The organism is Maribellus sp. YY47 (assembly GCF_023111095.1).
In the GTDB taxonomy this organism is placed as follows: Bacteria; Bacteroidota; Bacteroidia; order Bacteroidales; family Prolixibacteraceae; genus Draconibacterium.
In genome coordinates this window covers 80793-107381 of the sequence record NZ_JALGYW010000011.1, presented here as the reverse complement: position 1 = coordinate 107381, position 26589 = coordinate 80793, and the positions used below count along the sequence as shown (strand labels likewise).

The following is a 26589-nucleotide window of genomic DNA, read 5'->3' as shown; positions in this document are numbered from 1 at the left end:
TCGGGTATTGATTATTCGATAATGGGCAGTACTTCGTCCTCATCCGGTGCCAAAACATTGAAATCGGGTCCAAATTGTGCCAGGAACTCCAGGCTTAAAGCCCTGTAAGTGTAACTAACCGGCAAAAGAATTACGGTTCCAATGTAAGGAATAGCGAGTAGGAACAAGGCGATACAACACGTGATCAAGGCCAGAAAGATTACCGCTATGCCAACCCCGAAACTCAGGATAAAGATGAACAGGCCGTACCCGATAAAGGCAAAAAAACGCTGCCCGAACAATGCCAGGAATTTGCCCCAGGCCTGGAGGACACCTATTCTGTTTTTGTACATTATGGGTACCACAAAATCTTTCAGAAACAAGGCGGTAAAACCTATAGTGAGCAGGTAGGCGATCAGCAGCAAGACCATTTGCCCCACAGCCATAAAAATGGCCGGATTTGTATAGTCGCCGTAGTACAACTCTTTTGCCGAGGTAAAGCAGTAGAAAAGGAAAAATCCAAATAAACCAACCGAGAGCCAGCCAAAGAAGAACTCGAACAAAAACAGTGAATTCCCTTCATTCCGGTATTCGTGCCACGGATAACTGACATCGGATTTGTTCTGCGCCACATTGTGCAGAAACATAAATTTTCCACGAGAGCTAACCCAAATAAATACACTGATTAAAACAATCAGAAGTAAAATTCCGACAAGAATGAGGTTGGCCCACAGCGGATGTGTCGAGATCCAGTCCCCCGCAGTCTGCGGAAAGTTAAAAAGCTCGTCCAGGTTGTTTGAGTCGTATTTATAGGAATGGTGACTGCCCGAACTTCCGCCTTCGCAGTCTGCAAGCCCGGCAAGCCATGCTGTAAATCCGATACGAAGCCATTTGTTCAGATCGAAAGGTTGAAACAAGGCTTTTTTCATGCGTTGGAAGCCCAGTGACAGGGGGCGGCTGTAGCTAATGTTCATTTCGGCAGGTGTTGATTGGCTGCAAATTACATTTTTTGAATCAGCTGATAAAGAACTTTTTACGAAATTTTCAAGAGAATTAGTTTGAAAATGGATTTTTTTGATCGCTTTATGCAAAAGAAGTAATTACCGGGTATTGTCGAATCATGCGCCTGTTTTCTTGCTTTTTGAACAACAAGCCTTATATTTATTCGTTGATAGAGTATTCAAATTAGCCGCATGAAAAGATTATTATTTGTTTGTATTTTACTGTTTTCCCTTAGTTTTAACACATTAGCCATAAAAGATGTCAATGCCTGGAAGCAGGAGAAAAGTTTGGAACAGCAGTTCCAGGTTTTTAAGGAGAATCTGAACTTCTGGAGTGGTAACTATTTTATGAGTCCTGCCCAGCTGGATCAGTTTTACGGAGCAATGACAGACACTATCGCGAAACTTCAGCAACAGGTAAGCAGTGGCCTGGCTAAAATCAATCAGCAAAAACAGGAGCTGGCTGCCAAACAGGCGACTGTGGACGAAACGCAGCTGAAACTCGATGAAAGTATCCGGAATCAGAATTCGATCAGTGTACTGGGAGCACGAATAAACAAAGCCGTTTATTCAACAACCATGTACCTGTTTATTGCCGGGGTACTGGTTTTGGCCGGTGTAATGTATATGATGTTTCAACGGAGCCATAAAGTTACGCGGCAAACCAAGAAAGAGTACGACGAGTTGAAAGCAGAATACGAAGAGCATAAAAAAGTATCACTCGACCGTTATACCAAAATCAACATGGAACTCCATAAGACCCGGCTCGAACTTCAGAAAAAATAGGTTTACCGGTGTAGCCGAATTTAATTCGGCTCTTTGTTATCAGAATGAAATGTGCCAAAATAGAAAACCCCGGTTCGTCAGTTGACGGACCGGGGTTTTTCGTTTGATATAGTAAAATGGATTAGAAAATGGTCTATTCTTCTTCCTGCTCTGCTTCGTAAGCTTTCAGCAGTTCTTCCTGTACATCGGCAGGAACTTTTTCATAACCGTCGAAAGTCATTCCAAATATGCCACGTCCACCGGTAATCGAACTCAATGAAGTGGTATACCGGTTCATTTCTTTTAACGGCACTTTAGCAGATATTTTTTCCATTCCGTGTTCAGAACCCATGCCCATAATCATGGCACGACGTCCCTGTAAGTCACTCATGGTATCACCCATTCTGTCGGAAGGTACCCAAACGTCGAGGTTGTAAATGGGCTCCAGAATTTTAGGGCCTGCATTTTTAAACGCCTGGCTAAAAGCATTACGTCCGGCCAGTTTAAACGAAATTTCGTTCGAGTCAACCGGGTGCATTTTTCCGTCGTACACGTAAACCCTGATATCGCGGGCGTACGAACCGGTTAGCGGTCCTTCTTCCATTTTTTCCATAATTCCTTTCAGGATAGCGGGCATAAAACGGGCATCGATCGATCCCCCGACAATACAGTTGCAATAAATTAGTTTTCCTCCCCACGACAACGGAAGTTCTTCTGTCGCACGAACCGAGAGTTTCATTTCTTTTTCGCCAAACTTGAACATTGATTTTGGATCGGTTCCCTCTTCGTAGGGCTCAATGATCATATGGACTTCCCCAAACTGACCGGCGCCGCCCGACTGTTTTTTGTGGCGATAATCAGCCTGTGCAGGTTTGGTGATGGTCTCACGATAAGGTATCCTCGGAGCAAGATAATTCACCTCGATTTTATGAATGTTGTCGAAATACCATTTCAGCACATTCATGTGATATTCTCCCTGTCCGTGTACCAGCAATTGTTTTAATTCTTTTGAATACTCAACAACGTAGGTCGGGTCTTCGTATTTAATTTTACTCAATACTTCTCCTACTTTCTCATCGTCCGAATCATTCTCGGCTTTTACTGCAACCGTATGACGTGATTTCGGGAACTCAATGGGTTCGAAGACAGTACCTGCTTCTTTCAACGAAAGCGTTTGGTTGTATTTTGTTTCTTTCAGTTTTACGGTACAGCCGATATCCCCGGCAACCAGTTCGTCCACTTTTTCGCGGTTTTTCCCCGCCGATACGAATACTTGTGCAAGACGTTCCTTGTTGCCCGATTTGGAATTAACCAGGTCCATTCCTTCTTTTACCGTTCCCGACATTACCTTGAAGTAGGTAATCTCACCAACGTGTGGTTCAACCGAAGTTTTGAATACAAACAGACTTGGTGCGTCTGCCGGATCCATTTTTACTTCTTTGCCTTTTATGATCTTGCGTAATTTCTTTTCGTAAGGGGTAGGAGCAATGTTGGTAATAAATTCCATTAAACGGGCTACACCGATCCCTTTTTTTGCAGTGGTACAGAATACCGGGAACAAACTTCTGTCTAACATTCCAAGCTTGATTCCTTTCCTCATTTCATCTTCGGATAATGAGCCTTTTTCGAAATAAAGTTCCATCAAAGCTTCTTCGTTTTCGGCTGCTTTTTCTACCAGCTCGTTGTGAAGTTCATCGGCACGGTCTTTTTCCGAAGCCGGAATATCAAGAATTTCAACTTTCCCGTCTTTTGAGTACGTGTACATTTTCATTTTAAGTACATCAATGATTGACGAAAAGTTAGGGCCGGCATCCACCGGATATTGTATAATGGTCGCTTTTCCTCCAAATGCATTTTTGCACTGTTCCAGTGCGCTATCGTAATTTGAATTCTCGTGATCGAGTTGATTGAAAACAAGGATCAACGGGGTGTGAGCGTTGTTGGCATGGCGAATTGCTGCTTCTGTGCCGGCTTCAACACCGCTGGTGGTGTTAATGGTTAACAGGCCAAGTGCGGTTACACTAAGCGCCGATACAACGCCTCCGCACAGTTCATCCATTCCGGGAGTATCAATAATATTGATCTTTTTCCCGTTGAATTCGGTGTACATTAAAGTAGAAAAAACAGAATTGCCATAATCCTGTTCTATCTGGTTGTAGTCTGAAACGGTATTTTTTGAGGTCACTTCGCCTCTGCGATTGATAACTCCACCCTCGAACAGCATCGCTTCTGCAAGGGTGGTTTTCCCACTGCCGGCATTACCAATTAGAGCAATGTTCCGGATTTCTTCCGTTTTATAAACTTTCATATTATTTAGTTTTATTGATTATAGATGCTTACTTGAATTTCTCAATTTCGAAGCAAGGACACCAAAAATAGCAATATTTTGCTAAGAATCAAGTGGTGTACAACAGCCCCGTAAAATATTGATATGCAGGAACTCAGAATCGTAAAATTAAGTAACAATCAGTGAGCAGGTTAGGCGGGTTTTGTTAATAAATGTTATAGTCTGTAATTGTTCTGGATAAGTGTTATATGCACTGGTTATCAGTGGATTGCCGGAAAGAGGTTTTGCAACATATTTTGGACGAAAAACAAGCCTGTTTTCATGCCTTTTCAGCCCAATTGAAAACAGGTAGAACTTAAGCCCAATGTTAACTAATTTAGATTGAATAAAAAAAAGACAATAAAAGTGTTTTTTGTCTGAAATATTCAATTACATTTGCGACGTGATAAAAATCATATTTTGTATGTGAAATAAATTTGAGCAATGAAAAAGTACTCTTCCTATACAATGAAAAAATCGATGACATGTATGATGTGTATGTGTTGTGATTTTGAATTGTTGCAGAAGGAGAAATGAAAATCTGAGAATTATAATTACCTAATAATGATGGCTCTTCTGCACTTGCGGGAGGGTCATCTTTTTTTGGTATAACAGGCAAACAAAAACCGGTTACAGGAGCAAAACAATGGGGAATACAGTTACAGGCAAATCAGGAGAGCGAAAACGACGAAGTATCGCCAAAACACTTTCATGGAGAACAGTCGGGACAATCGATACCATTATTATTTCGTGGATTGTTGTGGGAAATCTGAATTTCGCAGTAACCATTGGCGGGGTTGAGTTGTTTACCAAAATGGCACTTTACTTTTTGCACGAACGTGCCTGGAATAAATGCAACTACGGTAGAGAAAAAGAAACACCGATTGAATACGAGATTTAAACCATGAAGAAAAACTATTTACCCATATCGATCGATATCGCCAACGAGAAGATCCTTTTGATTGGCGGAGGTCAGGATGCTTTGAAGAAACTCCGGATACTTCAGCGTTTTGATGCAGAAGTGGAGGTACTTGCACCCGAAGTGTGTGACGAGATCAGGCAAAGTGGTGTTAAGTGTATCGAATCGGATTACGATAAAAAGTATCTGACTGATTATTTAATGGTGTATTCCTGTCTGGACGATGAGGTAGTTGATAAGCAAATTGTTAAAGATTGCAGGGAAGCCCGCGTTTTGGTGAACATCCACGATAAACCTGCGTTGTGTCAGTTTGTATCTCCAGCCATATACAAGCAGGGGAACATTACGGTAGCCGTTGGATCGAACGGCGAAAACGTATACGAATCGATTAGAATAAGAGATCTGATAAAAGATAAATTGCAATTTAATTTAGGATAGAAATGAGTTTAAAGTTGAATCCATTAAGTGACCAACAGTTAACAGCGTTGGATCAGCTGGTACAAGGATTAACAAAGGAACAAACCCTTTGGCTAAGCGGCTATTTCGAAGGCCGGCTGGCAGTTTTGGGAGGAAGCTCCGAGGTTCAGCAAATAGGTGCACCGGCAGCAGCGGTTGCTCCGGCGCCGCAAAACCGTATCAACCTGACAATTTTGTTTGGTACCGAAACCGGTCATTCGCAGGGTTTGGCTGAACGTTTGGGCGAAAAAGCAACCTTTAAAGGTATCAATGCACAGGTGTACAGCCTTTACGATTACAACTACAAAAAACTGAAAGAAGAGGAAAATGTAGCGATAATCGTGAGTACGCACGGCGAAGGCGATCCGCCGGATATGGCCGAAGACTTTCACAAGTATGTAACCGGCAACCGGGCTCCGCAGCTCGAAAGTACCAATTACTCGGTGCTGGCGCTGGGCGACAAAACCTACCGCAACTTTTGCAAAACCGGCGAGGATATCGACGATGCACTGAAGAACTGTGGCGGTTACCGGATCACATCGATGGTAAAATGCGACGTGGATTACGAACAGAGTGCCGAAATCTGGATGAACAATGTACTGCTTAACCTGGCTCCGGCCGAAGCGCCTGCAGCCTCGTCATCGGCAGCTCCCGCTGTGGCGTCGGCACCTGCAGCAACAAATGGTTCGCCGGTTGTGGGAGAAACCTTTTCAAAAAACAACCCGTTCATGGCCACTGTTCTGGATAAGGTAAAAATTACCGGACGCGATTCGGACAAGGAAGTATACCATGTGGAACTCTCGCTCGAAGGGTCGGGTTTGGAATACGAACCCGGAGATTCAGTCGGTATTTTTACACACAACCCGGATGACCTGGTAGAGGCAATTCTTGAAAAAACAGGTTTTGATCCGGAACAGCAAGTGGATTTTGGCGATGACAAGATTGCGCTAAAAGATGCCCTGAGTTATCATTTGGAGATCACAACGCTGACCTACGATTTGCTCGAAAAATATTACGAGAAAACCAAGAATGCTGATCTGCTGAAAATCCTTGAGGATGAAGAATTGATAAACGACTATCTGTACGGACACGATGTGCTGGATTTACTCGAAGATTTTCCGTTTCAATGGAATGCCAACAAACTCGTGAGCATTCTGCGCCCGGTTCCGCCGCGTTTGTATTCGATTTCGTCGAGTATGGAAAGTGTGGGGGAAGAAGTGCATGCCACGATTTCGGTGGTGCGTTACGAACGCAAAAGCCGTTTGCGCAAAGGCGCCTGCTCAACTTATCTGAGTGAGAGCATTGAGGTTGATGACCAGGTTCCGGTTTACATCGAAAAGAATCCGGCATTTAAACTGCCGCTGAACGGTTCAAAAATGATTATGGTGGGTGCCGGAACCGGTGTGGCTCCCTACCGGGCTTTTATGCAGCACCGCGAGAGTCAGGGAATAAAAGGAAACACCTGGTTGTTTTTTGGCGAACGTCGTTTTAGTTCCGATTTTCTGTACCAGACCGAGTGGCAGAAACTGCTGAAATCTGAACACCTCGAACGGATGGAAGTGGCTTTTTCACGCGATCAGGAAGAAAAGGTGTATGTACAGCACCGCCTGAAGGAAAATCAGAAAGAAGTATTTGAATGGCTCGAAAACGGCGCTTACCTCTACCTCTGCGGCGACATGAAACACATGGCAAAGGATGTGAACAAAGCCTTGCTGGAGATTATCCAGGAACAGGGAGGAGTCACCCAGGAACAGGCCGAAAAATATATTAAGAATCTGAAGCGCGAGAAGCGTTTCCAGACCGACGTTTATTAACGATACAACAACAAAAAACAGAAAATGTCAGAATCAATTGTAATTGTCGATTTAATAGGTAGTTATGATTGAGGGGAGAGCGTTCTTTTATATGTTTACTCACCCTGATTATGACTACGTCACAATCGTCCCTCTCTAAGAATAGAGAGGGAGAAGAGGGAGAGTTGGCAAACATGAAACAATGCATAAATTCTTAAATAAAGCAGATTAACTTTTGATAACTTCAACAACAACAACCCGATTTTAATAACCGAAAAATGAGTGATACAATTAACTGGAAAGAACTGTCGGAGGTAGAACGACTGAAATACGAGAGCAACTACCTGCGGGGTACTTTGGTCGAAAGCCTGGCCAACCCGATTACGGGAGCCATTTCCGACGGAGACACGCAGATCTCAAAATTTCACGGGATCTACCAGCAAACCGACCGTGATCTCGACAAAGAAAGAAAACACCAAAAGCTGGAGCCGCTGTATTCCTTTCTCATCCGTTTGCGGATGCCGGGAGGACGTTTTACCCCGGATCAGTGGCTGCGCATGGACGATCTTTCCGAAAAATATGCCAACGGCACTTTAAAGCTTACCACGCGGCAAACTTTTCAATTGCATGGTGTTTTGAAGAAGAACCTGAAAAGCACCATCAGCGAAATGAATCAGAGCCTGCTGGATACCATTGCAGCTTGTGGCGATGTCAACCGAAATGTGATGAGCCATGCCAATCCGGCAGAGTCGCCTTTTCATGCGGAAGTCATTGACCTGGCACGGAAAATCAGCGAGCACCTTTTGCCGCGGACGACCGCTTACCACGAAATCTGGCTCGACAAAAAGCTGGTGGCCGGGGGTCAGCAGGATAAAGAGCCGTTGTATGGAGATCGCTATCTGCCGCGTAAATTCAAAATCGGTGTGGTGATTCCGCCGCACAACGACAGCGACGTTTTTTCGCAGGACCTGGGTTTTATCGCCATTGTGGAGAAGAACGCGATCGTTGGTTACAACGTAGTGGTTGGTGGCGGTTTGGGTACCACTTTCGGAATGCCCGAGACTTACCCGCGCACCGGAACCGTAATTGGCTTTTGTTCGCCTGACCAGGTGTTGGATGTAGCCGAAAAAGTATTGCTGGTTCAGCGCGACAATGGCGACCGCAAAAACCGCAAACAGGCCCGTCTGAAATATACCTTCGACCGGATGGGAGAGGAGTTGTTCAAAGCTGAAGTGGAAAGTAGTTTGGGATATTCGCTGGAAGAAGCAAGGCCTTTCGAACTGACCCGTAACGGCGATGATTACGGCTGGAAAAAGGGAACCGACGACAAATGGCACTTGACTTATTTTGTGGAAGGCGGCCGGGTACACGACACCGGGAAATTTCAGCTAAAAACAGCACTGCGCGAAATTGCCAAAGCCATCGACGGCGATTTTATTCTTACCGGTAATCAAAACCTGATCGTTTCGGGCGTATCCGCACCTGTGAAGAAAAAGGTAGATGCCCTGCTTAAAAAGTATGGCGTTGCACCTACCGAACTTTCCGGATTACGGAAGAACTCCATCGCTTGTGTGGCTTTGCCCACCTGTCCGCTGGCCTTTGCCGAAGCCGAACGCTATTTGCCGACACTTGTATCAAAAATTGAAACCATCCTTAACGAATTCAAACTGGGAGAGGAAGAAATCGTTATCCGAATGACGGGCTGTCCCAACGGTTGCGGAAGGCCTTACCTGGCAGAAATCGGGCTGATCGGGAAATCGCCGGGTTACTACAACCTGTACCTGGGCGGCAGTTTTAACGGCGACCGTTTGAATGCCCTGTACAAGGAAACCATCAACGAAGAAGAGATTTTGAAAGAGCTAAGGAGCATTATCGAAGATTTTGCGGCGAATCGCACGGAGAAAGAACATTTCGGCGATTTTGTGATCCGCAAGGGATACGTTCAGGAAATCCGTCACGGAAAAGATTTCAGGCATTGATCCTGTCACGTGGGGGTAAAAGAGAATTACAGGATTAAACACTTTACAAGATGGCGGTAATTTGACATTAAACCCCCTAAATCCCCCGATGGGGGACGATTCCTCCCCTTTGGGGAGGTGAGGAGGGGTCATTGCCCGACAACGTGAAAATGAAAATTTATTTCAGTTTGGGACAACTTCATCTCTTACATTTTTTAGGACACTAACTACAAAGGTTATGAGCAGAACAATATCAATATTAGGCAGCGGCTGGCTGGGAACAGCATTGGGAAAATCGCTTTTGCGCAAAGGCTGGGACGTAAAAGGTTCCACCACATCGACACAAACCTACAACGATTTGGAGATGACCGGCATCAGTACCTTTTATGTAAAGGTGCAGCCGCAAGACATCCGGATCGATTACAACAGTTTCTTTAACACCGATGTTTTAATGGTCAGTTTTCCGCCCAGCCGTACTTCCTGCGTCGAAGAATCGTTTCCGCAGAAAATTGCACAGGTGGTGAAGAAGATCAAGGAGATCGGCATCAAAAAGGTGCTGTTTATTTCTTCTACGTCGGTGTATGAATCCCGAAACGGAGAAGTGAAGGAAGGAAACGAAGGAACGCCGGAAAAAGCCAGTGGCCGGGCTTTGCTTTCGGCCGAAAAGCTTTTTTTGCAGGAGGACGCTTTTCAAACCACGGTGCTGCGTTTTGGCGGTTTGATCGGTTACGACCGCAATCCGGCGCGTTTTGTTCAGCACCGTACCGAGGTGGCAGGCGCCGTGCCGGTGAACCTGATCCACCGCGACGATTGTGTCAACATCATCACCGAAATACTCGAAAAGGAGGTTTGGGGAGAAGTGTTTAACGCCGCTTCGCCCGAACATCCGACCAAAGCCGAATTTTACGCCAAGGCCGCCAAAATAAGCGAGTTGCCGGTTCCTGCGTTTACCGGTACTCAGGAACCCTTTAAAATCGTGAACAGCGATAAACTGCGGGAAAAACTCGGCTATCAATTTATTTACAACAGCCCGATGGACTATCTGCGTGAAGTGGAAGAATGGGCCTACCGAATCTGACGATACGGTAAAATTTGGAGGAAATCATGCAGAAAGGAAAGGTATATATTGTGGGGGCGGGTCCCGGGCCGGCCGACCTGCTGACCATTCGTGCGCATCGAGCGATTGGTGAGGCCGATGTGGTGTTGTACGATGCCCTGGTGTCGCGCGAAGTGCGGCAGCTTTTCCCCGAAAAAGCCGAACTGGTGTTTGTGGGGAAAAGGGCAGGGGATGGCCGCGATGTAACGGTGCGCCAGAATGCCATACACGCCAAAATGCTTCAGCACTCGCTGGAAGGAAGAACCGTGGTGCGCGTAAAATCGGGCGACCCGATGGTGTTTAGCCGCGGCGCCGAAGAAACTTCTTTTTTAAAGGAACATGAAATTCCGTATGAAGTGATTCCCGGAATCTCGGCTTTTAATGCGGCAGCTGCCGAGTTTGGCGTGGCGCTCACCGACCGCCGCGGCAGCAACTCGCTGCACCTGCTTTCGGGCACCGATGTGTCGGGGAAGCCGGTAAATGCACGGCACCTGGCCGATATCCTCGAAAAGCGCGGAACAGCGGTGCTCTACATGGGAACCAAAGTGCTGGACCAGATTGTGGAAGCTTTTGATCCCGGCGACCGCGCGCAGATTTCCGCCACCATCGTTTCCCGCACCGGTTTGCCCGATTCGGCGATCATGGAAGGAAAACTTACCGAAGTAGCGGAACAGCATTCGGTTGCTCCGCTAAAAACTCCCGCATTGATTTTTTTGAAGAAGTATTGATCGTTGTTACGCGCTTAGCGGTTTCGAACCGCTTAGCGCATCGTACAGGTCAACGCTGTATGCGTTGGATTTTCATAGTACCCAACGTGTCCCGATCGCCGTAACTGCTCTGCCCCTCGTTTGCAACGAGGGGTAAGTTACTCTGCATTGGTAATGCCATTTTAATCAGCATTTTTGCGATTTAATCTCCTCCCGGAGGTCTTCATCTTTGCCTTGACGCAAAGACGAAGCACGAGGAAGGCATTTCCGAGCTCAAGGCTGATTTTTATCTTCACATATCTTCTTCTCAACGGCTAAGTTCGGACGGGTGATCTCTTCGATTCCTCAGAGCTTCCCGCTCTCACTAACCCGGGGTTTCGATTCCGGGATCGATAAAAATAGGCCATCTCGTTCTGTGGCTGTGAGAGATCGCGTACATTGGCCTCGGGCGGTGAGCCGAAAAACAAGTGAAGACGGCGTTAAAAGAGTTCGGCTGTTTGACCCCGAGTACTCGGGGGAGTTCCGAACTCTTAGTCGTCAATACGTAAGTTTTTCGAGCGAAGCGGACGCAGCCTAGACTTTTGTGTTTACTATTTGTGTCATGACAAATAGTAAAATCCGGCGGATAGACCAAAGATTATAAAAGGGGAAGCGCATTGCCGCCCTTCGGTAATCAGGCTTTTACCCCAGGTAATTGCTTCGTTACCCTCGGGTAAAATAGAAATTACCTAAAGGATTGTTTCGCTACCCAAGGTAATCTCTATCATCCTCGAGGTAATTGTTCCGATTACCAAGGTAACCATAGATTTTACCTAAAGGATGGCTTTGTTACCCAAGGTAATCTCTATGATCCTCAAGGTAATGGTTCTGATTACCACGGTAAAAATCATTTTACCCACGGTAATAATTCTGTTTACCTGCCTGCAGAAGCTTTTTTCCTGTGCCCGAAACCCGCAACAGGCCTGCTGAAGGGCTCTTTTTTAGGGGATAAGCCATTTTTGATATGTTAAGCAGCTGTGTAAGCCATTTTTCTTGTTATCTTCGGAAAAACTAAAATTAAACCGCCCACCTATGAAACGGCTCCCTGCTCGTAAATCTCAAAAAGATGGAACACACCTCAAAATTGGCGTAAAAACTCAACCTGGTTATAAGGATATAGCTAGTTGAGATTCACATAAGTTGATCGGAAATTAAGTTGAAGCAATATGAAAATAAATGATGATGTATTATTAGGCGAGATTGAATCAGCAAGAAATAATCTCAAAACTGACAGACTTGATATGTCTTTTGGTGAAATAATAAGTATGTATGAAAGAGATGAGATTATCATAAATCCAGAATTTCAACGATTTTATAGATGGACAGATTATCAAAAATCAAGATTTTTGGAGTCTGTAATTTTAGGAATACCAGTTCCTCCAATTTTTGTTGCAGAGGATACCAACGGTCGATGGGAACTTGTTGATGGATTGCAAAGATTATCTTCGATACTTTCTTTTTTCGGTATTTTGAAGACTATACCCGAAAAAAACAATTGGCAACTTGAATCTGGTGATATTGTAAAAAGTTTAGAAGGTTTCTCTCAGGTAGACCTACCAATGAAGATTCAGCTGAATATAAAACGAGCAACCTGTAGAGTTGAGATAATAAAATGGGATAGTGTATATGATATGCGTTATGAACTTTTTAATCGACTAAATACTGGAGGTACACCGTTAACAGACCAAGAGATTAGAAACTGCATTTATAGAGGTGTATCTTCTAAATTCAATGATTTTCTTAAAAAGTTAGCGTCCAATAGTAAGTTTATAATGTTAGTTGATGCAACACAACAACAAGTGTCAGAATTATATTTAGAGGAACTTGTTTTACGATTCTTATCTATGACTCACAATGTTAAAAATATTAGTTTAAGTATGGGGCAGCATATGTCAGAGTTCATGAGAGATGCTGTAATGAATGAGAATTTTAATTATCAAAAGTACGAGTCTATTTTTAATCAAACAGTAAATATTCTACATCCATGTGGCAAGAAGATTTTCAGGAGTAGCAATAATGTATTTGCGACTGGTTTTTATGATACTATAATGATTGGAATCGCAGAAAATCTTCACATCTATAGTGGTGTTTCTCCGAAAATTATTCAAAATAAGGTAATAAATGAGGTGAAAAATGATATTGTGATTAGAAAAATTTCTCGTTCAGGAGGGAATAATTCGGTACAAAGAGTTCGTAACCGCATTAAGGAGGCGAATAGAATTTTTGGAAACAGATAGATATGGGAAATAACTTTCAACAAGAGATAATGGCCGATATTAATTGGCGATACTCTGAGCTTTCCATCTTAAGAACACTTCCTTTTAAATATGGCATTTCCGAAGAGCATCGAAAATTTCTGATAAGATATTCCGTTCCAATAATTTATTCTCTTTGGGAAGGTTTTATTAAAACATCTTTTGAATGTTACGTTCGAGTATTAAATCAAATGAACTTAAATATTTCGCAAATTAACTATAACTTATTAGCCCATGCCATTGATTCAGCTGACAAATTAACACTTCAAAACCAAAGAGTTCAGTTTAAAACCAAAGTCGAATTTGTTGATTCTTTAATGCAATTCATGCAAAGCAATGTTATAATCTCATCACAAATTCCAACTACATCAAATGTTAATTTTGAAGTACTAAATAAAATACTAGAAAGGTTTAATTTGACTCCAATACCAGTCAAAGACTTTAAGAATAATATTAATAAATTACTTCGGTTTAGAAATTCTGTCTCTCATGGAGACAACTCTATTCCTGTTACAAGTACTGATATTGAAAAATTTTGTACCCTCCTAAATGATTTGATGTATGAAGTTTATGATAGAATAGAAAAGGGATATAAAAACAAAACATATTTGAAGTAATATCGGATACTTACAATTGGTAATTCCACTGCCCCTCGTTTGCAACGAGGGGTAAGCTGTACCGCATTTACAATGCCATTTTATCTGCAGCATTTTTTATCACTGAACTTCTATTTTAAGAACTTAAGAGTGACTTACAAACTCAAAACTGCTTGTCCCTCGTTGCAAACAAGGGGAAGCTTACTCATCTTATGAAGGGATGTGGTTTATAGTTTTGTTTGGTGGAACATAATTACTCCATATCCTATTCTGGTATAGAATAATCTAAAATCATTAATTAGTAAACTTTTCAGGATAAAAATGTACTAGGAAAGTGATTAAGTAAAGATTTTTGAGATTTCCTTTACTAAGGATTTGAATCGTCCTAAAAAAGTTTACACGTTATACATAAATCGAGACCAGCGAAAAGGCAATCAGGAAAATGGAGAGCAGGTAGTAGATGAGCACTTTGCGGTAGCGGCCTTTGCTGTCGTGGGTTTTGAGCGAGGAGATGAGCCCGAGGTTGGCGATAAAAAGTGCAAAAAGCATCAGCACAATGTGCTCCACCGGCCACAGCCGTTTCGATACTTTTTCCATTCCTTCTTCAATACCCATGTAATTCAGCCCGGCGTCGGTGCCCAGGTTGGTAAACAGGATGATCCCAAAAATAAGTTGCAGGTAGAGGTTGATGATAAACGCGTACGACAGGAATTTGTCGAAGGTCGAAAATTCGCGTTTCTGCCGGATTCCGCTTACCGAGCGGTAGATCAGCAAAACGGCAAACATCAGGAAACACAGGCTCACCACGTAGTGAACGATTTTCACCGTGGGGATCATCAGGAGTGTGGAAAGCTGAAATGTTTCGTTTATCATTGTTATATCTCTAATCTAATTCTTACCGTCCCCAGTTGGCTTGTTTGATCCAGTCGACCACAAACTTTGCATTTTCAACCGGAATACCCGGGATAAAACCGTGGCCTACGTTAAAGATCCATTTGTCGTTGGCGGCTCCAAATTCTAGATAGGTTTCAAGTTTTTGCCCGATCGTCACCTGGTCGGCCAGCAAAATGCGCGGGTCGAGGTTTCCCTGGATGCCCAGTCCGGGGTGCAGCATAGTCCGGGCTTCATCAAGCGGAACCTGCCAGTCGATGCTGATAAAATCGGCATCTTTGGGGCCGAGGTATTTCAGGCCCACACCCAATCCTTTGGGTAAAAAGATAACGGGCGTACCGGTTTCCATCACCGCGGCCGAAATACGGCGTACGTGCGGCATGATGAGTTCCATATACAGATCGACCGGAATTAACCCGGCGTGTGTTTCAAATATCTGAAAAGCGGCTATCCCGTGTTTTACCTGGTTTAGCGCGTATTCAATCGACAGGTTGGTGATCACTTCGAGCAGCTCGTTGGCGAGGCTTTTGTTTTGGTAGAGCAAAGCCACTGCATCGGGGAAGGTATGGTTGGTACCCAGTCCCTGCACCATGTAACAGAGCGTGGTAAACGGAGCTCCGCAGAAACCGATCAATGGAACATCGACCGGCCTGCGTTCTCCAATCCTATCAATTACGTTATATATATACTCCAGTTTTTGAGCGTCGGCCTTTAAAAACGACAGCGGATCGGCGACATCTTTCAGCGCCTTTTCAAAACGCGGTCCCGAATCGGTAAAGGCGAGGTTCATTCCCAGCGCTTCCGGAATCACAAGGATGTCGGAAAACAAAATGGCGGCATCCACGCCCAGGTCATGAACCGGGAGCAAAGTAACTTCAGCTGCCAGCTCGGGCGAACGCATCAGTTCGTGAAAACTGTGTTCTTTCCGCATTTCGAGGTACGAGGGAAGCACTCTTCCCGCCTGCCGCATAAACCACACCGGTGGCCTTTCTGTTTTTTCTCCCCGTAACGTTTTTTCGAAAATATTGCTCATGTCTATTTCTTCAGGTTTTGCAACGCTTTTTTGTTGGCTTCAATAATACAATCAATGTCTTGGTCGGTGTGTGCGTACGAAACAAACAAACACTCGAACTGCGAAGGTGCCAGGTAGATCCCGCTTTCAAGCGAAAGACGGAAATATTCGGCATATTTTTCAGTATCACAGGTCATGGCTTCGTCAAAGGAAGTAACCTGCTTTTCTTGGGTGAAGAACAGGGTCATCATCGATCCCACGCGGTTCAGTACCGCTTTGGTACCTGTTTCTTCGAGGTTTTGACGGATGCCTTTTTCAAGCTTGGCAGCTTTGCGTTCCAGTTCGCTGTAAAAATCGGCCGTTTCGTTGATCATTGTCAGCATGGTGATCCCTGCCGCCATTGCCAGCGGGTTTCCGGATAAAGTTCCGGCCTGGTACACCGGGCCCACCGGTGCCAGCATGTCCATGATCTCTTTTTTACCGCCGTAAGCGCCCACCGGAAGTCCGCCACCGATGATTTTTCCGAGCGTGGTGAGGTCGGGCGAAATACCGTAATATTCCTGTGCACCGCCTTTTGCGAGTCGGAACCCGGTGATCACTTCGTCAAAGATCAGCAGCGCGCCGTTGGCAGTACAAATTTCGCGAAGGCCTTCAAGGAAACCCGGATTGGGAGGTACCATTCCCATGTTGCCCGAAACCGGTTCAACGATCACCGCAGCAATCTGTCCGTTTTCCTCGTCAAACAGCTTTTGTACTGAATCGAGGTTGTTGTATTCGGCCAGCAAGGTATCCTGCGCGTTTCCTTTGGTCACACCCGGACTGTCAGGAATACCCAGTGTGATGGCACCCGATCCTGCTTTGATCAGAAAGCTGTCGCCGTGGCCGTGGTAGTTACCGATAAATTTGACGATCTTCTCGCGTTTCGTGTAACCGCGTGCCAGGCGAATCGCGCTCATGGTGGCTTCTGTACCCGAGTTAACCATCCGCACTTTTTCCACTGTCGGGAACATTTCCACGATCAGTTCGGCCATTTGTGTTTCGTACTGCGTGGGAGCGCCGTAGCTGGTTCCCTTTTGTGCTGCTTCGTTAATGGCAGCCAGGATGCGGTCGTGCGCGTGGCCAAAAATCAGCGGTCCCCACGAGGCTACAAAATCGATGTAGCGGTTACCGTCGATGTCAAAAATTTCAGCGCCTTTGGCTTTTTCAATAAACACAGGATTCAGCTTCACACTTTTGAAAGCGCGAACCGGTGAGTTTACCCCGCCCGGGATTACCTGTTGTGCTTTTTCAAAGGCTTCTATACTTTTAGTAAAGGACATGTTCTGTTGTTTTGCTTTTGCAATGTTTACTTCATCGCGTTAATAATGTTGGCCGCATCCACCGCATGGTAGGTGATAATGATGTCGGCTCCGGCACGTTTGATCGAAGTCAGAACTTCCATCATAACACGGGCTTCATCGATCCAGTTGTTTGCTCCGGCGGCTTTTACCATCGAAAACTCTCCGCTCACATTGTAAGCTGCTACCGGCATGTTGAATTCGGTTTTCACGCGGTAGATAATGTCGAGGTATGAAAGGGCAGGCTTTACCATAACCAGGTCGGCACCCTCTTCGATATCGGCTGCCACTTCGCGCATGGCTTCGTTCGAGTTGGCCGGGTTCATCTGGTAGGTGGCACGGTTTCCGAATTTCGGAGCGCTTTCAGCGGCTTCACGGAACGGACCGTAAAAACCTGAAGCGTATTTTGCTGCATACGACATGATCGGAATTTTTTCAAAATGCGCTTCATCCAGTGCTTTGCGGATACTTCCCACGCGGCCGTCCATCATATCGCTCGGTGCGATCATATCGGCTCCGGCTTCGGCCAGCGAAACCGATTGTTTGGCCAGTGTTGCCAGTGTGCTGTCGTTATCCACGTCGCCGTCGATAATCGTTCCACAATGACCATGTGTGGTATATTCGCAGTTGCAGACATCGGCAACGATATACAGATTGGGCAATTCCTTTTTGATGGCTCGGATGGCAGTTTGTACGATGCTGTTGTGTTGGCAGGCTACCAGTCCGTGTTCATCTTTTTCTGCCGGAATTCCAAAAAGCAACACCGCACGAACACCGGCGGCCACTACTTTTTTACACTCTTCCACCAGGAGTTCTACCGATAACTGGTAGTTTCCCGGCATCGACGAAATTGGGTTCTTAATATTGGTACCGGCGCATACAAAAAGCGGCATGATTAAGTCGTCCACCGAAAGTTTGGTTTCGGTAACCATGTCTCTCAATACTGAATTGTATCTAAGTCTTCTTAATCTTGTTTGCGGAAATGCCATAACTTATCTGTTTTGATGTTTGATTACTTGCTAAAATACTGAATAATGGACGAAACAAGGCCTTCCGAATTGTAAGGCGCTGCTTCGAATGCGGTTTCCCAGCCCAGTTCCTGCACTGCTTTGGTGGTCACCGGCCCGATGCTCCCGATAGTGGGGGGCGTGGACAGTTCTTTTCCCATCAAAGCATAAAAATTCTGGACCGTTGACGGACTGGTGAAAAGAATGCAGTTGTATTGATTGTTCTGAATGAGACGCTGCACATTTTCACCCGGTGTAACAGGCGGCAAAGTGTTGTACACATTCAGCCGTGTAATGTCATTTTTTTCTGAAAGCTGCTCTTCGAGCTTTGTTCCGGCGATGTTTCCCAACGCCAGCAATAGTTGCTGACCTTCGGGTGTGTATTCTTTTTTGAAAGCGGCTACAAATTCTTCAGCCGTGGCTTCGGGAGAAATAAATTGCGGACCGTAACCGTAATAGTCGAGTTCGTCCGCCGTTTTTTCTCCGATCACCGCAATCTTCAGTGTTTCGGGCAAAGTGGTGTTTCCGTTGATTTCAATCAGCTGTTTGAAAAAGTGGATAACGCCGTTTTTGCTGGTGAAAAATGCCCAGTTAAATTTTTGCAGGTCTTTTAAAACCGCTTTTTCTGAATCGGGAAGTACGGTTGTCTCAATCCGGATCATCGGAGCTTCGATCACATTGGCGCCTTTGGCTTTAAGCAATTGCGAAAGATCGTCGCCCACTTCAACGGGTCGGGTTGAAATAATCGTTTTTCCTTTTAGCGGAAGTTCGCCGGTTTGTGGTGCTATGTTCGCTTTTATGGTGTCGAGTACTGTTTTGCCCCCATCGTTCAGCAGTTTTTCCGCCAGACCGTTGGCAATTGTGTTGGCCTCTTTAACAGAGCCAGAAGCCGAATCCTTGATAAACACACTTCCGTCGAGGTTGGAAATAAAGCCGGTGATGGTAAAAGTGTCGCCTTTAATTTCAGAATGGCTTCCCACGGGAATCTGGCAACCGCCTTCGAGCGTGCGTAAAAAAGTACGTTCGGCACCCGAAGTGATCATCGTTTCGAGGTGATTGATACCATTCAGTAAATTCTCAATTGCGTGGTCTTTTTCCAATATTTCGATCGCAATGGCTCCCTGTGCACAGGCCGGGATCATTTTATCGGGCGAAAGCACTTCCGAAATGTGCTCGTCCATGCCAAGGCGTTGCAAACCGGCAGCCGCCATAATCATGGCACTGCAATAACCTTCTTCCATTTTCCGGATGCGCGTGTTTACGTTTCCGCGAATTTCAACAATGGTGAGGTTCGGATTGAGTTTGAGCAACTGCGCCTTTCTTCTCAGGCTCGATGTTGCAATAATATCTTCTGATGTAAGTTCTTCGAATGTTCGCTGGTCTTTGGTAACCAGTGCATCGAATGCGCTGGCCCGTTCGAGCACTGCGCCCAGTTTGGTACCTTTCGGGAAAACGGTGGGCAGGTCTTTTAAACTGTGAACAGCCATGTCGATTTCGTCGTCGAACATCGCAATTTCCAGTTCCTTGGTAAAAAGTCCCTTGTCGCCGATTTTGGAAAGCGGCACGTCCAGTATTTTATCGCCTTTGGTTTTAATTACCACAATCTCAAAAGTGAGCTCCGGGTATTTTGCCTCCAAAGTATCTTTTACACGGTAAGCCTGGTACAAGGCCAACTGACTTCCGCGGGTTCCGATTCGAATGTGTTTTCTCATTGAGCGATTTTGAACAGGTCGTTAACCAAATCAATGTACTCTTTTTTGCGGCCATTGTCGGTTACCGACTTAACGTTGCGGATCATCAGGCGGATGAATTTGTTGGTGATGTGCTCGGCATACATTTCTGCATCCTCGCCGTTGTTTCTCACCTGCTTTTTCATAAAGCCTTCCAATTCCTGCTGGTTGATTTTCTGGAAATTTTCGCTGATGCTCTGGAAAGTAGCCGTCAGTTCGCGGGTGTGTTGCCAGTCCGAAAATTCAGCCACAAAACTTTCGATAATCTCTTCGGCTTTTTCAATTTCGCCTTTGCGCTTTTCGAAGGTTTCGTCTACCACAGCGGTTAAATCATCCACGTTGTAAACAAAGGTGTTGTCAATTTCGCCTACAGCCACTTCCACATTTGCCGGAACAGAAAGATCGATAAAGAACATCGGCTTGTAATGGCGGAGCGGCATGATCTGCATCATTTTTTCTTTGGTGATAAGTGCCTTTTTTGAGGCCGTGCTGGCGATCACAATATCGTGGTTGAGTAATAAATCATCAAGTTCTTCCAGGGTGCGGGCTTCACCGTTGTAACGTGCAGCCAGTTCCGCTGCTTTTTCAAAGGTGCGGTTAATCACCGTGAATTTGGTGCAGCCTTTTTTTACCATGTTCTGCATGGTAAGTTCGCCTGTTTGTCCGGCGCCGATCAAAAGAGCCGGGTGCGAAGTAAGGTTGCGTAATTTTTGTGATGCCAGTTCCACAGCGGCATAACTTATCGAAACGGCTCCTTTGCTCAATTCTGTGTTGGTGCGAACCGATTTTCCGGCTTCAAACGCTTTGTTGAAAAGACGGATCAGTACCGAGCTATTGATGTTTTGACGTTCGCTGATGGCAAACGCTTCTTTCAGCTGACCAACAATCTGGTATTCTCCCAAAGCCATTGAATCGAGCCCGGAAGCTACTTTGAACAGGTGACGTGAAACGTTTTCACCAAAATAAGTGTAAAAATGTTGTTTTACCTCAGTGTCGGCTTTACGCCAGTCGATCAGTGTTGAGAGCATATAATCGCCAAACGATTCGATATCTGAACCGGAATAATCGAAGTAAATCTCCGTTCGGTTACAGGTGGATAAAACAATGGCACCGGTCAATCCCATTTCATTCAGGCCCGGAATAAAACGCCTGACATCCTCTTCGCAAAAAACAAATCTACCCCGGATTTCGATGGGTGCTGTCTTGTGATTTAATCCTAATAATCCGATCATTCGTTGTGAATCTTTCTGATTTGCAGTTCAAGTATATTAAAACAATCTGTAGAAAATCTGTGCAAAAAATCCGGATTTGACAGAATGCTGTTTTGCTTTTACTGTGTTGTGATAAAAAGTTGTTTTGATGTTGATATATGTCATATCGAAATGGGAGTATTGTTATGCTCTAATGTGCACAAAATTAATGTGTTGGTAATTTATGGGGTGTGTTTGTTTAGGTGGATTTTTCCGTTTCTGAAACGTGTTGTTTAATCTAAATTTAAATTGTGGAATCGGGTTATTTTTAAGTTGTCTGGGAGAAAATATTGGGTTTGGGAAGAAATAGCCGTTGTCGGGTTAAAAATAATTGTAGAAAGACAGATTGCTTCACTGCGTTCGCAATGATAGAGAAGTAGTGTTATTAATTTGCTAGGAGGGTTTGGTTTTCGGCTTTGCCGAAAACCAAACCCTCCCGAACGTAAAAAACCCCTTTGGGCGTCATTGCGAGCAGCGCGAAGCAATCTTAAACGTCACCCCGGAAGCTACTTGAAAAAAATACTGAATTGATGCAGGTTTTCGCGGTAAGCATATTGGGCCTGAAAACCGGATACTTCGCAAATTTTTTGGACGATGGCCAGTCCTAGTCCTGTTGATTTGTCGGAGGAAGAGGCTTTGTAAAAGCGGTTGAAGAGTTGGCCTTCGTCGCCCTGAATTTTTTCGCCGCTGTTCGAAACAATCAGTCTTTCTTCGTTGATATCAAACTCCAGGTTTCCGCCTTTTACGTTGTGGCGCAACCCGTTTTTGATGAGGTTGGCTATCAGGATATCCGCCAGGAAGGGATTCATTTTTACTGAGAAGGAAGATTCCGGCATTTTCACCTTAATCTGCTTGGTTTCGATCAGTTCTTCAAAATTTTCGAGCTGGTATTCAATTAATTCACTTAAATCCACTTCTTTGGTTTCGGGGAACTGGCGATTTTCGATTTTGGCCAGTAATAACAGCGTTTTGTTGAGTCGCGACAGTTTGGAACTGGCTTCCAGCGCGTCGGTGATGGTTTTTAGTTCCTTTTCGGGAAGCTTGTCGGACTGCAGCAATAACTCCAGTTTTGATGTAATTACGGCCAGTGGTGTTTGTATTTCGTGGGAGGCGTTCTCGGTGTATTCCTTCAGGTTGTAGTAGTCGTTTTTTATCCTTTCGGTCATTGCCTTCAAAACGCCATTCAGGTCGTTGAACTCCTTGATGTCAGAAGCTTGTGGCGAAAATTCCTGCTGCGAATTCAAGTCGTAGTGACTGACTTTCTCCAATGTATCGTAGAATACATGCCACGCTTTCTGCGACGTGTGCAGGTTGAGTATCAGCAGTGCAGCAATTAACATCACTACAACTACAGTTAACAACAACAGAATCCGAACGATGAGCGAATCGGTTTCGGCCAGCGACTTATAGATTTTTACCAGGAACGTCTGCCCGTTGATTTCGGTGGTGAATTCAAGCTGGCGGTGCGGAACATAATGCTGTTCCCGTTCATCAAAAAGAATGGTATCGGAGAAAGCGCGGGAGGCGTCGTTGGCCGGCGCAGGAATGATGACGATTTTGTCGGCCGGGCTTTGAGGAGCTTTTCCCGTGCCGTGCGCCATGTTTAGCTCCGAGCGGATGTTGCTTTCTTTTTTGGACAGTTCGGCATTTATGTTGGCGTCGACCTGTTTACGAAGCAAAAAATAAAAGACAATGAGCCCCACCAGGAAAATAAAGAGAGAAATGGAAAGGAAATTAAGACTTGTTCTGGTAAGAAGCTTCATGGTAAATCAGTTCTGTCGTTTGAATTGTGCAGCTTTTAATTCCCGATACTGGTGTCGAATTTATAACCAACACCGTAGATGGTTTGTATGTAGTCCCGGCATCCGTTGGCAAGTAGTTTTTTACGTAGATTTTTGATGTGGCCGTAAATAAAGTCGTAGGAATCAGCCACCTCCATATAGTCTCCCCAAAGGTGTTCGGCCAGTCCGGTTTTGGTGATGACCTTGTTTTTGTTGGCGGCAAAAAACTGCATCAGCTCGTATTCTTTCTTGGTCAGTTTCAGCAGGTTGTCGTGCACAAAAACCTGGTGCGCATCGGGCATGATTTTGATTTCGTTGATGATGATCTGGTTGTTTCCGTCGAAATTGATCCGTCGGTGAATCGATTTCAGTTGCGCATTCAGTTCAGCGAGATGAAAGGGCTTGGTCAGGTAATGGTCGGCGCCAATATCCAGTCCTTCAATTTTATCATCGAGCGAGTTGCGGGCCGAGATAATGATGATGCCCATGCTTTTCTTGCGCTTTTTTACCAGACGGATAATATCAAGGCCACTTCCTCCGGGTAAATTAATGTCGACTAAAACGCAGTCGTAATCGTAAAGCTCGGTTTTTTCCACGGCTGTTTCGTAGTCGTAAGCTGCTTCACACAGATAATCTTCAGCTGTCAGGTAGTTTACCACAGCGTCCGAAAGCGCTTTTTCGTCTTCAATAATCAGGATCTTCATTTTGCTGGTACTTGCACGATTCTTACCGAATCATTTTTCAATTGCAAGATAACAACTTTTGAGTTTGGAACGTGCAGGTGTGGAGGAGAGCTGATTTTTTAAGCAGTGAAAGTTATTCGGAATAATGGGGGAGGAAGGAAGTTGTTTGCTATGTAGTTAGGTGATGTTTTGAGGGATTGAAGGAGGGGCGAGGCGGTAAAAAGAATCGACCCGAAACGGAGAGACGGTAACGTTATGAATTTACTTACCATGAGTAGCAAAAATTACCTGATTAGCAGAACAATCGACTTTATATGTTCATTCAGCGTTTTGCGTCTCTTATCCGTTCCGGGCGATTCGATAAATAATTGATTAACCAGTAGAGAAAAAAGTTTATTTATATGCTATTAATTGTCTTCGTCGTATTCTGCAGTTGGGTCAAAACTCCAGATGTCATCGAAATAGTAGCTCGAACTTCTTCCGGTAGCCACGTAGCCTTTCAAACCGATGGCAAAACCAACTGCTTCGGTACGTGATACTCCCTCAAATGAAGTACGTTCCACCCAAAGGTCTGTTGATGGGGTATATTCCCAGGTTGTGCCTAGAATGCTTCCGGCGCTTCCTCCAACGAGGTATCCTTTGCCACCAATCGTAATTCCGGTTGCGCTGATACGTGCAATGCCGGTGTAATCGTCGTCGTAGTCCTCGTCGTCGTTGGCATCCGTAATGTCGCGCATTTCGGTCCATAATCCTGTCGACGGATCATACTTCCAAAGGTCGGTTAGGTAAGAGCCATTATCGAGGCCCGAAACAACATACGCAACATCGTTGATGACAAAAGAAGTGGCATCGCGGCGCTTGGACCCACCAATACTGTACACTTGTTCCCAGCTGTCGGTTTCAGGCGTGTAGGCATAGAAATCTTTCAGATAGTTACCGTCGTAACCGGTTCCTACATAAGCTTTTCCACCTACCGAAAATGCAACAGCTCCGTAACGGGCAGTTCCCGGGAAATCGGCGATTTTTGTCCAGGTATCTGTCTCCGGAGTATATTGATAGAAATCGCTTAGTTCATCGTCGCCGTCGTAACCGGTACCAAGGTATCCTTTGCCATTTACACTAAATGCAACAGCGCCGTTACGGGCGGTTCCCGGGAAGTTTGCCATTTTCAGCCAATTGTTGGTTGATGGGTCGTATTGCCAAAAGTCGTTGAGTCTGTCTTCACCGTCGTATCCGGTGCCGACATATGCATAGTTTCCGATAACAAAAGAAGCCGCGTCACTCCTTGGTACTCCGTCAAAATCCGATTCTTCCGACCAGTTTCCTTCCAGTTCTTCATCCTCGCTGTTGCTGCACGAAACGATCGAAAGCGACATTATGAAAAGTAGTAGCACAAAATTTAATTGATTTACTTTCATGACCAATTTTTTTATTTTTTATATGATTTTCTGCACACAAACCTATGTTTCGAAATCATCCCAAAAAAGGAAAATATACAAAGCCCCAAAAAGTATCGATGAACAGGAAAAAAGTCTCTTTTAAATCCGAAAAGCACGGATAAAAGCCGTTTTAGAAGGTTAAAAAGCGTTAATAGTAGGAGATTTACTGGGATCATCTATCGACCAATCGGGTTGGTATATAATTTTTCGATCCTTCATCAATCTTTTCTTCATTTGAGCTGAAAACAAATTCATATGCTTAGAAAACTTATTCTAATTTTAATAGTTGTCGGTTTGTTGGGTTGCTCGGATGATGAAGATCTAAATTCAACCGTTGACAAATACATTAAATCGCAAACCCGTTTTGTACTGCTGGATACTTTTTCGGTCAGGCTTGAAACGGTATTGATTGATTCCATTGCAACATCGAGCCCCGGAGATTTATTGGTGGGGCGCTATGTCGATCCTGAACTGGGGCCGGTAACTTCAACCGCCTATTTCGAACTCGGATTGCCGGAAACAATTTCGTTTGGCGATGAAGAGGTGTTTGATTCTTTGGTGTTTAAACTTCCGTATTCGGATAAGGTTTATGGCGACACGCTTCAGCTGCAGACCATTTCTGTAAAAAGACTACTCGAGGAATTGGACGACGATGATATGGGATTGTACAATACCTCGTCGTTTTACTACAGCGACGATCCGCTGGGGCAGATCAGTTTGTATCCCCGCCCCAATAAAAACGATGAGATCGAAATTCGTCTTTCGGATGATTTTGGGCTGGATCTATTCAACAGCTTACAGAACAAAGATTTGAAACTAACAGACCTGAGTAAGTTCAGGGAATATCTGTATGGGATTGTTTTGGAAGGAAGTTCGCAAAACACAGCGGTTCTTTCTTTTTCGGCCGATACTTCAACTTGTATGATTATGTATACCCATCAATCGGGGCTGGAAAGAACAGAGAACGAACGTCGGTTTACGCTCAATACCAGTTACAACTATTTTAATCAGATCGAAGCCGATCGCACCGGTACTCCACTTGAGAGCATCAGAACGCAACGGGAGGAGCTGGCATCGTCGCTCACCGGAAATAAAGCATTTATACAGGCCGGAAACGGACTGGTAACCCGTATTAATTTCCCGTCGATCAACCGGCTCCTCGAATTCGACACTGATAATATATTGTATAAAGCAGAGCTGGTATTGCGTCCGTATCCGGGGAGCGAAAAAGCGGTGGATCTGCCCGAAAGTCTGATGATGTATTACACCGATAAATACAATAACCTGATTTCTGAATATATGAATACCTCTTCGGAAGTGATTTATTCTGAAATGAGTTTTGATGAGTTCTACAACGAATACAATTATTATACAATCGATCTTACCCAGTTTCTGTATACCGAGTTAAGCAAAGGATTTATTGACGAACAGGTGGGGTTGATACTTACGATTCCGGAATCGGAGTTTAAGGGAAGTCTTAGCCGCCTGGTTATCGATGCCCGCGATGGAGTAAACTATCGTTCGGTTTTGAATCTGTATTATGTTTTTTACGAATAATTATTTGATAAC

21 protein-coding genes are annotated in these 26589 nt (G+C 44.7%); 10 read left to right on the top strand and 11 right to left on the bottom strand.

All coding sequences use genetic code 11. The annotated features are described in order from the left end of the window. Positions 1-11 precede the first annotated feature (11 nt). On the bottom strand, positions 12-953 hold the full coding sequence (locus tag MR764_RS10960) for a hypothetical protein (protein WP_247979455.1): 942 nt from the start codon (positions 951-953) through the stop codon (positions 12-14). A 219-nt stretch (positions 954-1172) separates the two neighbouring features. On the opposite strand from MR764_RS10960, the gene MR764_RS10955 reads away from it, so the two are divergent. Beyond that, a complete protein-coding gene (locus MR764_RS10955; RefSeq protein WP_247979454.1) occupies positions 1173-1766 on the top strand; it encodes a hypothetical protein in 594 nt (197 codons plus the stop codon). 133 nt (positions 1767-1899) lie between these two features. On the opposite strand, the gene MR764_RS10950 is transcribed toward MR764_RS10955, so the two are convergent. After that, positions 1900-4053, bottom strand: coding sequence for an elongation factor G (locus MR764_RS10950; RefSeq protein ID WP_247979453.1), 2154 nt, complete (start codon positions 4051-4053; stop codon positions 1900-1902). Positions 4054-4717: 664 nt separating this feature from the next. Between MR764_RS10950 and MR764_RS10945 the strand changes: the two genes are divergently transcribed. The 8 genes from MR764_RS10945 (at position 4718) to MR764_RS10910 (ending at position 13911) form a co-directional block, all read left to right on the top strand. Continuing rightward, a complete protein-coding gene (locus tag MR764_RS10945; RefSeq protein WP_247979452.1) occupies positions 4718-4972 on the top strand; it encodes a DUF2061 domain-containing protein in 255 nt (84 codons plus the stop codon). A gap of 3 nt (positions 4973-4975) precedes the next feature. Further along, positions 4976-5428: a bifunctional precorrin-2 dehydrogenase/sirohydrochlorin ferrochelatase gene (locus MR764_RS10940; RefSeq protein WP_247979451.1), complete on the top strand. Its 453-nt coding sequence runs from the start codon at positions 4976-4978 to the stop codon at positions 5426-5428. A gap of 2 nt (positions 5429-5430) precedes the next feature. Continuing rightward, entirely contained in the window at positions 5431-7260 is a 1830-nt protein-coding gene (locus MR764_RS10935) for an assimilatory sulfite reductase (NADPH) flavoprotein subunit (protein ID WP_247979450.1), read from the top strand. Between the two features lie 257 nt (positions 7261-7517). Further along, on the top strand, positions 7518-9218 hold the full coding sequence (cysI, locus tag MR764_RS10930; protein ID WP_247979449.1) for an assimilatory sulfite reductase (NADPH) hemoprotein subunit: 1701 nt from the start codon (positions 7518-7520) through the stop codon (positions 9216-9218). 217 nt (positions 9219-9435) lie between these two features. Further along, positions 9436-10275: an NAD(P)H-binding protein gene (locus MR764_RS10925; protein ID WP_247979448.1), complete on the top strand. Its 840-nt coding sequence runs from the start codon at positions 9436-9438 to the stop codon at positions 10273-10275. A 26-nt stretch (positions 10276-10301) separates the two neighbouring features. Next, positions 10302-11021 (top strand): uroporphyrinogen-III C-methyltransferase, encoded by a 720-nt coding sequence (cobA, locus tag MR764_RS10920; RefSeq protein ID WP_247979447.1) that lies wholly within the window; start codon positions 10302-10304, stop codon positions 11019-11021. A gap of 1184 nt (positions 11022-12205) precedes the next feature. Continuing rightward, positions 12206-13276 (top strand): DUF262 domain-containing protein, encoded by a 1071-nt coding sequence (locus MR764_RS10915; protein ID WP_247979446.1) that lies wholly within the window; start codon positions 12206-12208, stop codon positions 13274-13276. A 2-nt stretch (positions 13277-13278) separates the two neighbouring features. Then, positions 13279-13911 (top strand): MAE_28990/MAE_18760 family HEPN-like nuclease, encoded by a 633-nt coding sequence (locus MR764_RS10910; RefSeq protein ID WP_247979445.1) that lies wholly within the window; start codon positions 13279-13281, stop codon positions 13909-13911. A gap of 381 nt (positions 13912-14292) precedes the next feature. Here the strand turns inward: MR764_RS10910 and MR764_RS10905 are convergent, their stop codons facing one another. The 9 genes from MR764_RS10905 to MR764_RS10865 form a co-directional block, all read right to left on the bottom strand. Continuing rightward, positions 14293-14763, bottom strand: coding sequence for a hypothetical protein (locus MR764_RS10905; protein WP_247979444.1), 471 nt, complete (start codon positions 14761-14763; stop codon positions 14293-14295). 22 nt (positions 14764-14785) lie between these two features. Next, entirely contained in the window at positions 14786-15814 is a 1029-nt protein-coding gene (gene hemE, locus MR764_RS10900; protein ID WP_247979443.1) for a uroporphyrinogen decarboxylase, read from the bottom strand. A 2-nt stretch (positions 15815-15816) separates the two neighbouring features. Beyond that, positions 15817-17112: a glutamate-1-semialdehyde 2,1-aminomutase gene (hemL, locus tag MR764_RS10895; protein WP_247979442.1), complete on the bottom strand. Its 1296-nt coding sequence runs from the start codon at positions 17110-17112 to the stop codon at positions 15817-15819. Between the two features lie 26 nt (positions 17113-17138). After that, positions 17139-18119, bottom strand: coding sequence for a porphobilinogen synthase (gene hemB, locus MR764_RS10890; RefSeq protein WP_247979441.1), 981 nt, complete (start codon positions 18117-18119; stop codon positions 17139-17141). Between the two features lie 23 nt (positions 18120-18142). Then, positions 18143-19849 (bottom strand): hydroxymethylbilane synthase, encoded by a 1707-nt coding sequence (gene hemC, locus MR764_RS10885; protein WP_247979440.1) that lies wholly within the window; start codon positions 19847-19849, stop codon positions 18143-18145. Next, positions 19846-21099, bottom strand: coding sequence for a glutamyl-tRNA reductase (gene hemA / locus MR764_RS10880; RefSeq protein WP_247979439.1), 1254 nt, complete (start codon positions 21097-21099; stop codon positions 19846-19848). The genes hemC and hemA overlap by 4 nt, the downstream gene beginning before the upstream one ends. 524 nt (positions 21100-21623) lie before the next feature. Then, positions 21624-22880: a HAMP domain-containing sensor histidine kinase gene (locus MR764_RS10875; RefSeq protein ID WP_247979438.1), complete on the bottom strand. Its 1257-nt coding sequence runs from the start codon at positions 22878-22880 to the stop codon at positions 21624-21626. A gap of 35 nt (positions 22881-22915) precedes the next feature. Further along, complete coding sequence (locus tag MR764_RS10870; protein WP_247979437.1) at positions 22916-23602, bottom strand: response regulator transcription factor; 687 nt, start codon at positions 23600-23602, stop codon at positions 22916-22918. Between the two features lie 386 nt (positions 23603-23988). Further along, the gene (locus tag MR764_RS10865) at positions 23989-24999 is read right to left on the bottom strand and encodes a kelch repeat-containing protein (protein WP_247979436.1); all 1011 of its coding nucleotides are present in this window, start codon (positions 24997-24999) and stop codon (positions 23989-23991) included. 276 nt (positions 25000-25275) lie between these two features. On the opposite strand from MR764_RS10865, the gene MR764_RS10860 reads away from it, so the two are divergent. Next, positions 25276-26577 (top strand): DUF4270 family protein, encoded by a 1302-nt coding sequence (locus MR764_RS10860; protein ID WP_247979435.1) that lies wholly within the window; start codon positions 25276-25278, stop codon positions 26575-26577. Positions 26578-26589 lie beyond the last annotated feature (12 nt).